The sequence below is a fragment of the Stutzerimonas azotifigens genome (assembly GCF_013522725.1).
GTDB classification, from domain to species: Bacteria; Pseudomonadota; Gammaproteobacteria; order Pseudomonadales; family Pseudomonadaceae; genus Stutzerimonas; species Stutzerimonas azotifigens_A.
In genome coordinates this window covers 295735-308903 of sequence record NZ_JAAMRF010000002.1, presented here as the reverse complement: position 1 = coordinate 308903, position 13169 = coordinate 295735, and the positions used below count along the sequence as shown (strand labels likewise).

General features: G+C 63.0%; 16 protein-coding genes and 2 pseudogenes. 8 read left to right on the top strand and 10 right to left on the bottom strand.

The genetic code is table 11. The annotated features are described in order from the left end of the window. Window positions 1-72: 72 nt before the first annotated feature. The 7 genes from G7026_RS04385 to ttcA form a co-directional block, all read right to left on the bottom strand. On the bottom strand, window positions 73-393 hold the full coding sequence (locus G7026_RS04385) for a hypothetical protein (protein ID WP_181069541.1): 321 nt from the start codon (window positions 391-393) through the stop codon (window positions 73-75). A gap of 3 nt (window positions 394-396) precedes the next feature. Then, window positions 397-1059 (bottom strand): O-methyltransferase, encoded by a 663-nt coding sequence (locus G7026_RS04380; RefSeq protein ID WP_181069540.1) that lies wholly within the window; start codon window positions 1057-1059, stop codon window positions 397-399. A gap of 39 nt (window positions 1060-1098) precedes the next feature. Beyond that, a complete protein-coding gene (locus tag G7026_RS04375; protein ID WP_181069539.1) occupies window positions 1099-1629 on the bottom strand; it encodes a C40 family peptidase in 531 nt (176 codons plus the stop codon). 108 nt (window positions 1630-1737) lie between these two features. Then, window positions 1738-2373 (bottom strand): C40 family peptidase, encoded by a 636-nt coding sequence (locus tag G7026_RS04370; RefSeq protein ID WP_181069538.1) that lies wholly within the window; start codon window positions 2371-2373, stop codon window positions 1738-1740. Window positions 2374-2433: 60 nt separating this feature from the next. After that, window positions 2434-3207 (bottom strand): NAD-dependent deacylase, encoded by a 774-nt coding sequence (locus G7026_RS04365; RefSeq protein WP_181069537.1) that lies wholly within the window; start codon window positions 3205-3207, stop codon window positions 2434-2436. Between the two features lie 36 nt (window positions 3208-3243). Beyond that, window positions 3244-3915 (bottom strand): DNA-3-methyladenine glycosylase I, encoded by a 672-nt coding sequence (locus G7026_RS04360; RefSeq protein ID WP_181069536.1) that lies wholly within the window; start codon window positions 3913-3915, stop codon window positions 3244-3246. Window positions 3916-3924: 9 nt separating this feature from the next. Beyond that, on the bottom strand, window positions 3925-4749 hold the full coding sequence (ttcA, locus tag G7026_RS04355) for a tRNA 2-thiocytidine(32) synthetase TtcA (RefSeq protein WP_138407085.1): 825 nt from the start codon (window positions 4747-4749) through the stop codon (window positions 3925-3927). Between the two features lie 120 nt (window positions 4750-4869). Between ttcA and G7026_RS04350 the strand changes: the two genes are divergently transcribed. The 4 genes from G7026_RS04350 to G7026_RS04335 all read left to right on the top strand — a co-directional run bounded on the left by G7026_RS04350 (window position 4870) and on the right by G7026_RS04335 (window position 7557). Next, window positions 4870-5466: a DNA-J related domain-containing protein gene (locus G7026_RS04350; protein WP_181069535.1), complete on the top strand. Its 597-nt coding sequence runs from the start codon at window positions 4870-4872 to the stop codon at window positions 5464-5466. 129 nt (window positions 5467-5595) lie between these two features. After that, window positions 5596-6195: a Yip1 family protein gene (locus G7026_RS04345; protein ID WP_181069534.1), complete on the top strand. Its 600-nt coding sequence runs from the start codon at window positions 5596-5598 to the stop codon at window positions 6193-6195. 154 nt (window positions 6196-6349) lie between these two features. Next, on the top strand, window positions 6350-7015 hold the full coding sequence (locus tag G7026_RS04340; protein ID WP_181069533.1) for a Yip1 family protein: 666 nt from the start codon (window positions 6350-6352) through the stop codon (window positions 7013-7015). Window positions 7016-7062: 47 nt separating this feature from the next. Next, the gene (locus G7026_RS04335) at window positions 7063-7557 is read left to right on the top strand and encodes a SprT family zinc-dependent metalloprotease (protein ID WP_181069532.1); all 495 of its coding nucleotides are present in this window, start codon (window positions 7063-7065) and stop codon (window positions 7555-7557) included. Window positions 7558-7572: 15 nt separating this feature from the next. Here G7026_RS04335 and G7026_RS04330 read toward each other — a convergent pair whose 3' ends face one another. After that, window positions 7573-8760, bottom strand: coding sequence for an MFS transporter (locus tag G7026_RS04330; RefSeq protein WP_181069531.1), 1188 nt, complete (start codon window positions 8758-8760; stop codon window positions 7573-7575). A gap of 458 nt (window positions 8761-9218) precedes the next feature. On the opposite strand from G7026_RS04330, the gene G7026_RS04325 reads away from it, so the two are divergent. The 3 genes from G7026_RS04325 (at window position 9219) to G7026_RS04315 (ending at window position 10969) form a co-directional block, all read left to right on the top strand. Continuing rightward, on the top strand, window positions 9219-10013 hold the full coding sequence (locus G7026_RS04325; protein ID WP_181069530.1) for a dienelactone hydrolase family protein: 795 nt from the start codon (window positions 9219-9221) through the stop codon (window positions 10011-10013). Window positions 10014-10127: 114 nt separating this feature from the next. Further along, window positions 10128-10568 carry a hypothetical protein gene (locus G7026_RS04320; protein WP_181069529.1) on the top strand — a complete coding sequence of 147 codons (441 nt, stop codon included), beginning with the start codon at window positions 10128-10130 and terminating at the stop codon, window positions 10566-10568. Further along, window positions 10565-10969, top strand: a complete 405-nt coding sequence (locus G7026_RS04315) for an META domain-containing protein (RefSeq protein ID WP_375138183.1) — start codon at window positions 10565-10567, stop codon at window positions 10967-10969. The genes G7026_RS04320 and G7026_RS04315 overlap by 4 nt, the downstream gene beginning before the upstream one ends. Before the next feature lie 354 nt (window positions 10970-11323). Here the strand turns inward: G7026_RS04315 and dinB are convergent, their stop codons facing one another. Continuing rightward, window positions 11324-12406, bottom strand: a complete 1083-nt coding sequence (gene dinB / locus G7026_RS04310; RefSeq protein ID WP_181069528.1) for a DNA polymerase IV — start codon at window positions 12404-12406, stop codon at window positions 11324-11326. Window positions 12407-12743: 337 nt separating this feature from the next. Continuing rightward, a pseudogene (locus tag G7026_RS04305) lies at window positions 12744-12860 on the bottom strand (transposase); the annotation flags it as partial. A gap of 1 nt (window position 12861) precedes the next feature. Between G7026_RS04305 and G7026_RS04300 the strand changes: the two are divergent. After that, a pseudogene (locus tag G7026_RS04300) lies at window positions 12862-13030 on the top strand (transposase); the annotation flags it as partial. Window positions 13031-13169: the final 139 nt, after the last annotated feature.

Sequence of the window (13169 nt, the reverse complement as noted above, 5' to 3'; positions counted from 1 at the left end):
TCGGACACATCTGGAAATAGATGAGGCGTTCCTGCTGGTTTTCTGACCAGCCGCTCGCAATGCCTTACGGCACTAGTGCCTGGGTACGAATCCGGCCGGTTTGCGCGAAAGCCATTGGACGAAAGTCTGAATTTGCGGATGCGCCAGCAGTGCCTCGCGGCTGTTGTAGCTGAGCGCCAGCTCCTTTTCGCTCAGCACCTTGTGGATCTGGTCATGGCAGGGCCGGCAGACCCATAGCGTGGCGGTGATGCGCTCCAGGCGCCCGTAGCGCTTTTGTACATAGGCTTTGTCGTGCAGGGATTTGGGAATCAGGTGGTGGCGCGTCAGCGCGACCTGGCGCCCGCAAAGTTCGCAGGCCTGCGGCTGCGGCGGCAGCCGGATCGTCTGCACCATGGTTCAACGCTTACGGCAGATCGTCAGCCCATCGCCGAGTGGCAGCAGCGAAAGGTCGACGCGGCTGTCGTCGCGCAGCGCCCGGTTGAGTGCCTGGATCGCTCGCGTATCGGCGCTCGCCGGTTCGGCTTCCAAAACCCGACCGCTCCACAGCGTGTTGTCGAAGAGAATCAGCCCGCCCTGACGCACCAGCACCAGAGCGTGCTCCAGATAATGCGGGTAGTTGGCCTTGTCGGCGTCGATGAACATCAGGTCGAAATGCCCGGGTGCGACTTCCTCGCGCAGCGAGGCCAGGGTGTCGAGCGCCGGACCCGGGCGAAGATCGATGCGCGGGGCAACACCCGCCTCTTCCCAGTAACGCCGTGCGATCGCGTGGTAGTCGCCCGGCAGATCGCAGCAGATCAGCCTGCCCTCTTCTCCCGTCGCCTCGGCCATGCACAGCGCGCTGTAGCCGGTGAAGGTGCCGACCTCGACGATCCGCCGGGCACCGATCAGGCGCACCAGCAGATTCATGAACTGGCCCTGTTCCGGCGAGATCTGCCAGCTCGCCCGGGGCAGCGCCTGGGTTTCGTCGCGCAGTCGACGCAGCAAGGGCGACTCGCGCAGCGATACGTCGAGCAGGTAACGGTGAAGGGCATCGTCGAGCTGAAGGGTGCGCGCGGTCATTCCGGTCTCCGGTCAGGCGGCCGGCGCGGGCATGGCCGGCTAGGGATTATGGGCGAGGCGTTCGTTGTCGAGCACACGCTTGGCGCTCAGGTAGCTGTTCTTCCAATAGCCATTGGAGAGGCTGTCGAGGCGCACCGTTCCACCCGTCGACGGTGCATGGACGAAGCGCCCCTCGCCTACGTAGATGCCGGCGTGACTGACACGGCTGCCGCCGTTTGTGGCGAAGAACACCAGATCGCCAGGGCCCAGCGCATCGACGCGCACCGTGGAGGCGCGCATGCGGCTCAGCTCCTGCGTGGTACGGGGAAGCGCGACGCCTGCCGCATCACGGTAGACGTAGCCGATCAGGCCGCTGCAGTCGAAGCCGCCTTCGGGGGTGTTGCCGCCGTAGCGATAGGGCGTGCCGACCAGGCCCAGGGCGCGGAACAGCACGTCTTCGGCGGCGCGCGGAAAGCTTCCGGCAGGTGCGACGATCTGCGGCGCAACCGGCGGGGCCGACGGCGGCTGGCTGGCGCATGCGCCCAACAGGGCAAGCAGGGAAATGAGGCAGAGACGAGCCGTAACAGGCATGGCAGACGGTCCGGACAGAAAGCTGTCACTCTGCCGCCATGCCTGCTGGAACGCAACCCGCGATAGACGAAGAGCGACGGCGCAGAGCGCCGCCGTGATTACAGGAAATTACGGGTGCCGCGCGATCACCTGGGTCGAAGGCGCCGAAGCGAGGATCCGCTTGGCCTCCATGAAACTGGCGCGCCAGTAGGCGTCGTCCAGGCTGTCTACACGAACGCCGCCACTGCGACGGCTGGCGGAATGGATGAACTGGTCGTCGCCGATGTAGATGCCTGCATGGCTGACACGACCACGACCACGGTTGTTGAAGAAGACGATGTCGCCGGGCGCAAGCTGATCGCGGCGTATTTTCGGAGCGTCCAGCTTGATCATCTCGCGCGTAGAGCGCGGCAGCTCGATCCCGGTCTCCTTGCGAAACACGAAGCCGACGAAGCCGCTGCAGTCGAAACCGGTCTTTACCGAGCCACCGCCGTAGCGGTAAGGCGTGCCCACCAGATCGAAGCCGCGTTCCAGAACGCTGTCAGCCAGCTGCGGCAACTTGTAGTCATGGTCGTCGTCGAATTCGCCGACCTGCATCTCGGCAGACTCTTCAGGCAGCTCGGACAGCTTGAACTTGGCTGGGCCAACCGCTGCCCGGACGGATTGCGCGGCGGTGTCGATTTCACTTGTCTGAGGCGCTGTTGCACAGGCGCCAAGCAATGCGATGAGTGCGAAAGGCACGAGGGGTGCGAAGCGTTTGAGCATGGGCACGACCGTGTCTGGAAATTGAAGGTGGCGCGACTATGCCTTCAATGAGTTCGATGATCAATTTCTAACATGGGAAATGTGACCAAGTGCGTGCGGCAAAACGTCTGACGCGCTAGCCGCGAGACGCAGGTCGAAAATACCCGAAAGCTCCGTTTCACCCGGATTGATCTCGACCGTGAAACCGCCCTGCTGGCGGGTACGCAGGATCGGCTCGACGATGTACGGGAAGCTCGCCGTGGTGCCCACCGCCAGCACTACATCGAAGCCCTGGGCGACCTCGCGCTGCAGCGTCTCGAGCGCCTTGGCCGGCAACATCTCCTCGAACAGCACGACCGGCGGTCGCAGCACACCATCGCACCGTGCACACCGCGGCGGTAGCGCTCGGCTCAGATGGGCTTCGAGTTCAGGATCCTGCGTACCGCAGCGCTGACAGAACAGGGGTTGCAGTTCGCCGTGGATCTCGATCAGCCGCTCGGGCGGGCTCCCGGCGGCGCGGTGGTAGCCATCGATGTTCTGCGTCAGGACCCAGCAACCGGGCGTGCGTCGCTGGTAATCGGCGATGGCGTAATGGCCGGCGTTCGGCCTTGCCCCCAGACACGCCTTGCCCAATTCGGCCAGGTACTTCCAGCACAGCGCGGGGTCTTGCACCAGCATCGGCCCAGACAAGGCGGCCTCGATGGGCAGGCCTTCGGTCGTATGACCATTGTACAGACCGCCCAGCCCACGGTAGGTGGGCAGTCCCGAATCGGCCGAAAGGCCCGCACCGGTGACGATCAGCGTGCGCCTAGCCTGCGCTAGGGCCTCGACGAGGCGTGCAATGTTCCGCTCCATCGCGGCTCCCTCAGCTGAAGATCGCGCGCGCACCGCTCAATGGTTGACCGTGTGCGCCAGCATGAACGATAGCTGGCAGAGCGGGCGCCCGCTCTGGGCATGCCACTCGTTGAAGGCAGCCTGGACCGCCGCGAGATCGCGCTGACTGGTCGCGGCCTTGTCGATGACCTGCTGCGCGCTCAGCGCCGCCACCACATCCTGGGTGGTGACGAAGGTGTCCTTGCCGACCATGCGCAAAAAGCGCGGTGCCGACAGCCCGCCCATCTGGTTGCCGTGCTTGGCCAGGTAGCGCCAGAGCCCGACGATATCGGTCACGGGCCAATCGGCGATCAGCGCGGCGAAGCTGCCCCGCTCCCGTTGCACGTCGAGGATGAGCTGCGCATTGCGCGGCACGCTCTTGAGCTTGCCCAGGTGGCGGATCAGCCGAGCGTCCTGCATCAGTCGCTCGATGTGCTCGCCGCCCATCAGCACCACCTTGTGCGGATCGAAGCCGAAGAACGCCTGCTCGAAGGCCGGCCACTTGGCATCCACCAGGCTGTGCTTGAGCCCGGCGCGGAAGATGCGCAGGCTCAGTTGCGACAGGTAACGATCGTCGGGGATGGTCCTGAGCTGCTCGGCGGTCAACGGCTGCGGTAGACGCGCCTCCAGCGCAGCGGCAGAGCCGAAGCGGTTCAGGCAGTATTCATGCAGCCATTTATAGTCGCGCATCGGCTTGCCTTACAGGCTCATCACGTCGAGGAAGCGTGGCGTCGCGCTGTCGTCGATCCTGAGGCTCTGGAAGTCGAAGAGGTTGCGGTCCGCCAGCTGCGACGGCACCACGTTCTGCAGGGCACGGAACATGATCTCGGTGCGCCCCGGGCTCTTGCGCTCCCACTCCTGCAGCATCTCCTTGACCACCTGGCGCTGCAGGTTCTCCTGCGAGCCGCAGAGGTTGCACGGGATGATCGGAAACTCCCTGATCCGCGCGTAGGCCTCAATGTCCGCCTCGTTGCAGTAGGCCAGCGGGCGAATCACCACGTTGCGCCCGTCGTCGGAAAGCAGCTTGGGCGGCATGGCCTTCAGGGTTCCGCCGTAGAACATGTTGAGGAAGAAGGTTTCGAGGATGTCGTCGCGATGGTGTCCGAGCGCCATCTTGGTCGCACCGATCTCGTCGGCGTAGGTATAGAGCGTGCCACGACGCAGCCGCGAACACAGCGAGCAGGTGGTCTTGCCCTCAGGAATCTTCTCCTTGACCACCGAGTAGGTGTCCTTCTCAATGATGTGGTACGGCACCCCCACCGATTCCAGGTACTGCGGCAGCACGTGCTCGGGGAAACCGGGCTGCTTCTGATCCATGTTCACCGCGACGATCTCGAAGCGGATCGGGGCCACCTTCTGCAGATAGAGCAGCACGTCGAGCATGGTGTAGCTGTCCTTGCCGCCGGACAGACAGACCATCACCTTGTCGCCGTCCTCGATCATGTTGAAATCGGTGACGGCTTCGCCGGCGAGACGACGGATGCGTTTCTGCAGTTTGTTCTGGTTGACCGAAAGGGTGCCCATGGTGCTCAGGAATCCGGGAATAGTGCGAAAGGCGCGCATTTTACGCACAAACGTGCCGCGCCCCTACCCCATCGACTGGCCGACCGTCCGCTACCGCACCGCCCGTGCTAGGCTGCGTCGATGAACAAGGACCTACCCCCGGAGCTGGAGCTCCCCGACCAGTTGCTGATACTCCTGCGCGAGCAACCCCAGGGCTGCAGCGAATATCAGCTCATCCAGCAGCTCAAGAGCCGCCACAGCACACGTATCCCGAACCTCCCCCTAACGGACAAGCTGGTGCTGTTCCGCACGCATTTCCTGGTGTTCAACGCCCTCTACCTACTGCGGGACCGCCTGCTGGCCGAGCGCTCCGCTCAAGTGTCGATTTCACCTCTGTGCATCCAGTTGCTGCCCTATGCCGAAGGCAGCGACGAACTGGCGCTGCAGGACCCGCTGCGCGAGTACTACCTGGACCTGAGCACCCTGCGCGACACCCGCGAGGAGGACGTGGAGAAGTTGCTCGAAAGCTTCTGGACACGCATGCAGGGCGGTGATGAAAAACGCGCCGCGCTCGAACTGTTCGAACTCGATTCTTCGCCGCAGCCGCTGACCCTTGCAGTAATCAAACTGCGCTATCGCCAACTGGTCAGTCAGCACCACCCCGATCGTGGCGGAAGTACTACGCGTCTGCAGTCGATCAACCTGGCAATGGAAATATTGCAGCGCTATTACCGCTGACCGCTTAGCTTCGAAACGCTCTAACCCCCCCGCCCGCGGCGTTGCCTCGCTTCCTATACTGCGACACAAGGTCGCACGCCGGGGTCGATTGGTTATGCGCGCGACCTCCTACCAAGAGGAGAAGTCGGCATGATCAATCATGTGTGGGGCCTGTTCACGCATCCAGGCCAAGAGTGGCAACAGATCCGCGGTGAAGAAGAAACCATCAGCCATATGTACCTGACCCATGTTTTGGTACTGGCAGCGATACCGGCCGTTTCCGCTTATATAGGCACGACGCAGATGGGTTGGAGCATCGGCGGTGGCACGCCGGTGAAGCTCACCGAGTCGAGTGCCTTCCAACTGACGCTGATGTCCTATTTGTGCATGCTCGCTGGCGTTGCGGTGATGGGGGCCTTCATCCACTGGATGTCGCGCACCTACGATTCCAATCCGACCTTGGCCCAGTGTGTGGTATTCGCGGCCTATACGGCCACGCCGCTGTTCATCGGAGGGCTCGCCGCCCTCTATCCGCACTTGTGGTTGGGCATGCTGGTGGGGACTGCATCGATCTGCTACACGGTGTATCTGCTTTATGTGGGATTGCCGACCTTCATGAATATCCATTCCGATGAAGGCTTCCTGTTCTCGAGTTCGGTACTGGCCGTGGGACTGGTCGTACTGGTAGCCATCATTGCCGTATCGGTCATCACATGGGGCATGGGTATCGGTCCGGTCTACGTGCGCTGACCGGCATCGAGCCCGCCAATGGGCCGCCTTGCGCGGCCCGTTTCATTTGCCGCACCCCGTTCTTCGACGAAACCCTCGCCCCATCTGCCGTTCTAAACAGCATCGCCAGTCCGTGTGTTTACACGGCAGGCCCTGAAGGCAGATGGAGAGTCCAATGATCCCGCACCTGTTTACCCTGATGACCAAGCCTGAGAAGGCATGGGCGGACATTCGCCAAGACGAGGAGAAAAACAGTTCCAAGTACATCCCCCACCTGCTGCTGTTCACCCTGCTTCCGGCCATCTGCATGTTCATCGGTACACGCTACGTCGGCTGGAGCCTGGTCGACGCGGAACGCATCCGCCTCGATACCCGCAGCGCCCTGCAGCTGAGCGGGCTGATCTACATCACCATCATTCTCGGCACCTTCATCATGGGCCTGCTTCTGCAGTGGCTCTCGCGCCATTTCGAGTCGCGGGCGACCTTCAACCAGTGCGTGGGCTTCGTGGCCTACATCATCAGCCCGTTCCTGATCGCGGGCCTCGGTGCACTCTATCCAACGCGCTGGGTCGCCATTTTCGTACTGCTCGCCGCTGGCGCCTACTCGACCTACCTGCTGTTCGTCGGCCTGCCCAGGTTCATGCACATCGACAAGCGCAAGACATTCTTCTATGGCGCCTGCACCTGGGGCATCGGCTTGCTGGTGCTGGTCAACCTCAAGGTACCGATGATCCTGTTCTGGGTACTGGCACTCGATCCGACCTACGAGCGCACCGTTCAGGAAGCCCAGAGCTACGGCACCCAGGACGAGCGACCGCAGGAGGAACCAGGCGGCCTGTAAGGGCTGCTCGCTTTTGGCATAATCGCGGCCTGCCTGGAGCCCCGATCATGCCCGAACGCCTGCTGGCCCGCGTGGAGAGCTGCTATCAGCTCGCCGAGGCCTTTTTCAAACAGCCCTTTGCCCGCCCCGACGTCAGTCTCAAGCTGCGCGGGCAAAAGGCCGGCGTCGCGCATCTGCAGCAGAATCTGCTGCGCTTCAACGCCCAGCTGTACGAACAGAACCGTGAACATTTCCTGCGCCAGACAGTGGCGCACGAAGTCGCCCACCTGGTCGCACACCAGCTGTTCGGCCCGCAGATCAGGCCCCACGGGGAAGAATGGCAACTAATCATGCGCGGCGTGTACGAACTGCCCCCTGACCGCTGCCACACCTATGAAGTGCCCCGCCGACGCGGCACGCGCTACCTTTACCGCTGCGACTGCATCGAACAGGAGTTCTCGTTCACCGCGCAGCGTCACGCACTGGTCGCCAAAGGCCGGCGTTACATCTGCCGACGTTGCCGGGCGACGCTGACCTTCAGCGGACAGCAACGGGAGGAGTGAGCCTCTCGCGGGGCGCTATGGCAAGCGCCGCGCCAATCCACCGGCAAGAACGAACAGGGCCGCCAGTGCTGCGACCAGGGCAAGCCAGCCAGCATGCTCCCAGATATAGCCACCCAGGTAGCCCACCAGGCTCGACCCCAGGTAATAGGCGAACAGATACAGCGCCGAGGCCTGCGCCTTGGCGCCCTGTGCGTGATACCCCACCTGCCCGCTGGCCACTGCATGGGCCGCGAAGAAGCCCAGGGTGAACAACCCCAGCCCGAGGATGATGGCCGCCAGCCACGGCGTCGCGCAGAGACCGACGCCAACCAGCATCAGCGCGATCCCCAGCAGCAATACCTGCCGCGCACCGAACCGCGGCACCAGTCGCCCTGCCCAGCCGGCGCTGAAAATGCCCGCCAGGTAGACGGTGAACAGCAGGCCGATGACGGTGGAGGACAACCTGAACGGATCGCCCGCCAGGCGAAAACCGATGTAGTTGAACAGCGCAACGAAGCCGCCCATCAGCAGGAAACCCAGCAGGAACAACCGCCGCAGCATGGGGCTGCGCAGGTGAGCGGCGAAGTTGCCGGCCAGCCCGCGTAGCGATAGCGGCTGGGCCTTGAAATGCCGGGAAGCCGGCAGCAGCCAGAAGAACAGCGCCAGCGAGATCAACGCCATCCCGGCGATGCCGCCCAACGCCAGCTTCCAGCCGCCGATATCGCTGAGCAGGCCGGCCAGCAGCCGACCGAGCAACCCACCCAGCGCCGTGCCTCCGATGTACAGGCCCATCGCCGCGGGCAACGATGCGGGCTCGAACTCCTCGCCGACGTAGGCCATCGCCAAGGCCGGCAGCCCGCTCAGCGCGACCCCGAGCAACGCACGCAGAATCAGGAGCAGTTGCCAGGACTCGACCAGCACACAGGCCAGCCCGAGGAGGCAGGAGAGCCCCAGCGCGGCGGCCATCACCGGTTTGCGACCCCAGGCTTCGCCCAGCGCTCCAGCGATCAGCAGGCTGACCGCAAGGCTGAGCGTGCTCAACGAAAGCACAAGACTGCTACTCGCCGCCGAGACTCGAAACGCTGCCGCCAGCGACGGCAATAGGGGCTGCACGCAATACAGCAATGCGAAGGTGGCGAAGCCTGCACAGAACAACGCCAGCGTCGCTCGCCGATAAGCCGTCGTGCCCTGCCTGAGGTGGGCTGTGTCAGTGTTGATAGCCATTTGGCGTCCGGGTCTCCGTCGAGCAGGCGAAAAAACGCGCGCAACCTACCACAGACCGCACCGCAGGCGGCATGTGCGGTGCGATTGATCCGCGTCAATGACTTGCCTGATCGCGCTTGCCCCCCACAAGACCAGAAACCAGGCCGGCCGTGTAATCCCGGAAAAAAATCCTCGGCAGCGAGCAATCACTCGCGCGCTACCCTTATGAAGAGCCCAAAGAAGAGGATTACACGTCTAGCTCAGCACGGGTCGCTTGCCGGAGCACTGGCATACCGGCAGCATGCCCAGCGGCGCGATGGGACTGATGTTCATGCATTTTCAATGCATAGCGATCAACAAGGCCACACTCGACGCTACCGAAGCAGGCCTGCTACAAGAAATGCAACCAGCACCATCGACAACAGTCCAACAGCCGCCGCCCTGTCTGTGCGGCCCATGACTCAAGGGAGAACAATTCGATGCGCCTACGCCTGCTCAGCCTGCTGATGACCCTCAGCGCAGTTGCTCACGCCGAGATCCAGACCCAGGAAATGCCTTACACGGCGGCCGACGGCACCCAGATGATTGGCTATTACGCCTATGACGACGCCATCGAAGGCGCGCGTCCCGGCATCGTCGTCGTCCATGAATGGTGGGGGCTGAACGACTACACCAAGCGCCGCGCCCGCGACCTGGCCGAGTTGGGCTATAGCGCCCTGGCCATCGACATGTACGGCGAGGGCAAGAACACCGAGCACCCCAAGGACGCGATGGGCTTCATGGAGGCGGCGCTGGCCAATGCGGACGCCGCCAAGGGCCGCTTCAATGCGGGCCTGGAGCTGCTCAAGGCGCAACCGCAGACCGACGACTCCAGGCTCGGCGCCATCGGCTATTGCTTCGGCGGAAAGGTGGTCCTGGACATGGCGCGCCAGGGCGTTCCGCTGGATGGCGTGGTCAGCTTCCACGGCGCCCTCGCCACTGCTACGCGGGCGGCTCCGGGAAGCGTCAAGGCACGCGTACTGGTCGAGCACGGCAGTGAGGACAGCATGGTGAGCGAAGACGACATCGGCGCCCTCGCCGTCGAGATGGTCAAAGCCGGCGCCGACTTCCAGTTCGTCAGCCTGCCCGGCGCCAAGCACGGCTTCAGCAACCCGAATGCCGACGCCCATGCCGGCCATGGGCTGGACCTGGGGTACGACAAGCAGGCCGACGAGCGTTCGTGGGGCGACATGCAGCGCTTCTTCGAGACCACCTTCGCCAACAAGCGCCTCTGACGCACGCAGGGCGCGCCGCGGCAACACGCCTGCGGCCCGACCGGTCATCGTGACGGGGTTCGCCGTGCTAGCATGACGAACCCCGCAGTCGTTGCTGCTTGCTAGTCGATCGAAATGGCCGAACACGATTTTCGCTACACCCTGCTCAACCCCGCCCATACCTTGAGTGAATGCCGTGCGCTGGCACCTGGCCGCTACCAGGTCACCGGAACCGGCGGCTCCATTCTTGCCGGCGACACCCTGCTGGTTACCCTAAAAGGCAGCCGCGAGCTCTCGCAGCGTCTGACCGTCGAGAAGGTCCGCCACCTGATCAACCCACCCGGACAATGGCTGGCGGTGGCCGATGGGCCAGTGTTCCGCGAACTGGCGATCCTCAACTGGCAGGTGGACTGCGACAGCTGCGGCAAGCGCCTGGACTTCGAGTTTGCGGTCGATGCAGCCTTGGGTGAAGCCGCCCGCAAACCGGCCGCCGAAGCGCGCATCGCCGAGCTCGGCTGGTCGAGCACCGCATCCGGCAAGCACCTGTGCGGCAAATGCCGGACGCTACAGCCATGAGGTCCCTGGCCCTCGCGCTTTCGCCACTGGTGCTGGGACTGGGCGGTTGCGCAACCGAGCCCACGCCGTTACAGGAGAACGTCACCTACGCCACCGAGTGGATCGGTGACGAACCGGTGATCGGCCGAACCCAGGTCACACTGGTTCTCGCCGATGGACGCGCTTATGGCAACGGCGGCTGCAACCACTGGTTCGGCAGCTATGTGCGTGACGGCGAACAGCTTCGCTTCAGCGAACTGGGCAGTACCCGCCGTGCCTGCAACGAAGCGATCATGGCGCAGGAAAACCACTTCCTCGAGACCCTGGGCCGCGTTCAGCGCTGGGACATCTCCAACCTCGATCAGCTGCGCCTGTGGCCGGATCAGGGTGCGCCCATGCGCCTGTGGCCGGCCGATGAATAGCGTGCGCCATTCTTGCGCATTCGCGCGCTCTGCTGCGCTTCCGGGGCGCATCGGCGCGCGCCGCCACAACGTCTAACGTTGGCTGCGCTCTGTGCGCCTTGGCGATCTCGCCGAGCAAAATGGCAATCGCCGCCGCTCCAGCACCTGCAAGCCCCTCGAATCGGACTCTCTGAGCGTTCGGAACGGCGCTTGACACGCAATTCAGGGCTAAAGGACCAACGCCAAACGAAACTGGCACAGGCCATGCATTAAGACCTGTACCAGTTTCGGGGACCTTGGTACAGGCAGGCCGGGGATTCCCCTCTTTTATCGCAACACGAAAGGGCCGCATCGAGCGGCCCTTTTCGTCTCCGCTCAAAACAGCCGCAGCTGCTCGAAGCGACTGCGTAGATCGACCAGACGAACCCCGACGCCCAGCAGCCTCACCGGCTTGCCACCACGAGCAAAGGCTGTCGCCATCAGCGAGGCGTAGTCCTCAAGCGCAAGCCCCGCCCCGCTCTGCTCGAGCGTGGTCTGGGTGAAGTCATGAAACTTCACCTTGACGAACGGCTTGCCCGGCCGGTATCCGCTGTCCAGCCGAGCCAGACGTTTCTCCAGATCGGTCATGAGCTCCGGAAGGCGCATCAGGCAGGCGTTGAGGTCGGGTAGGTCCTTATCGTAAGTCTGCTCCACGCTGACCGACTGGCGCCGGCTCTCGACCTGAACGGGACGCTCGTCTATCCCTCGCGCCAATCCCCACAATCTTTCGCCGAAAGCACCGAACTCGCGCACCAGGTCCAGCCGATTCCACTCACGCAGATCGCCGCAGTCTCGAATCCCCAGCCTCGACAGTTTTTCAGCCGTCACTTTGCCCACACCATGCAGCTTGTTGACGGGCAACACGCGCACGAAGTCGTCGACCTGGTCAGGCGTGATGACGAACAGGCCGTCGGGCTTTTTCCAGTCGCTGGCGATCTTGGCGAGAAACTTGTTCGGCGCCACGCCCGCCGACACCGTGATGCGTAGCTGTTGCCAGACGCGCCGGCGGATGTCCTGAGCAATACGCGTCGCGCTGCCGGAAAGATGCTCGCACCCGCTGACATCCAGAAAAGCCTCGTCCAGCGATAGCGGCTCGATCTGATCCGTGTAAGTACGAAAGATCGAGTGGATTTCCTGCGAAGCTTCCCGGTAGGCCTCGAAACGCGGCTTGATGATCAAAAGATCAGGACACAGCTTGACTGCGTGCGCAGAAGCCATGGCCGAACGCACGCCATAGGCACGTGCCTCGTAGTTACAGGTCGATATCACACCGCGCCGATCGGCCGAGCCGCCCACGGCCAAAGGCCGCTGGGCCAGACTCGGGTCGTCGCGCATCTCGATCGCCGCGTAGAAGCAATCGCAATCGACATGGATGATTTTTCTTTGCTTAGTAGAGTGCTGATTTTCTTCGGATTTCATCGAAACTTACGGATTTGGTACCCGCTGTGATACCCGTCTTTTTAATCGCTGCAAACCAGCCGGTATTTCATCTCTCCAACCGACTGGACTAGGCGACACACACCCTACTCGGATAACCATCACTATACCCGTAACGTCCGTAGCGTCTCCAGAATCGATTGGCTGCTTACTTACACCCAACCTCCCACGACTGATCGAACCGCGTGGTAAAGCTTCGACTCATTATCTCCCGCCGCATACCCCAATCGGGCGTCAGTGGGCACGCGACCGTGCCGGAAGGAGTTGCGGCCCCACTTTGGCGTTGGGTGAATCGAGCACACCCATCACCTGTTCCGACGTGTTTCTCCAGCAGCCGGCGGAAGTTGAGGATGGTGGTTTCGTCAGGGATACGCTCCACACTCAGTCCCGCGAACTGACGCAGGATGGTTGTCTCGTAAAGCGCCTCTTCCATCGCCCAGATCTCGTCTACGAATCCGCTCGAGCGCGTCCACAAAGAGATCAAGCGACGGGCCGACGTCATCGGCATCTTCCTCAACACCGCCGCGGTCATCCGCCTCTTCGGCGCGCTCATGCTCGAGCAAAACGACGAATGGGTCGATGTCGCGCCGCTACATGACGCTGTAAACAATCGGCACCTTGAGTGATGATACCCCGATCAGCCTGCCGGCACTGGCAGCCCGATCATCCTTGGCCATACCGAAGATCGGTGTTCCTACACCACACGGGCACTACCCGCGAAAGCAGCAGTCGAAGGGCTGCAAGC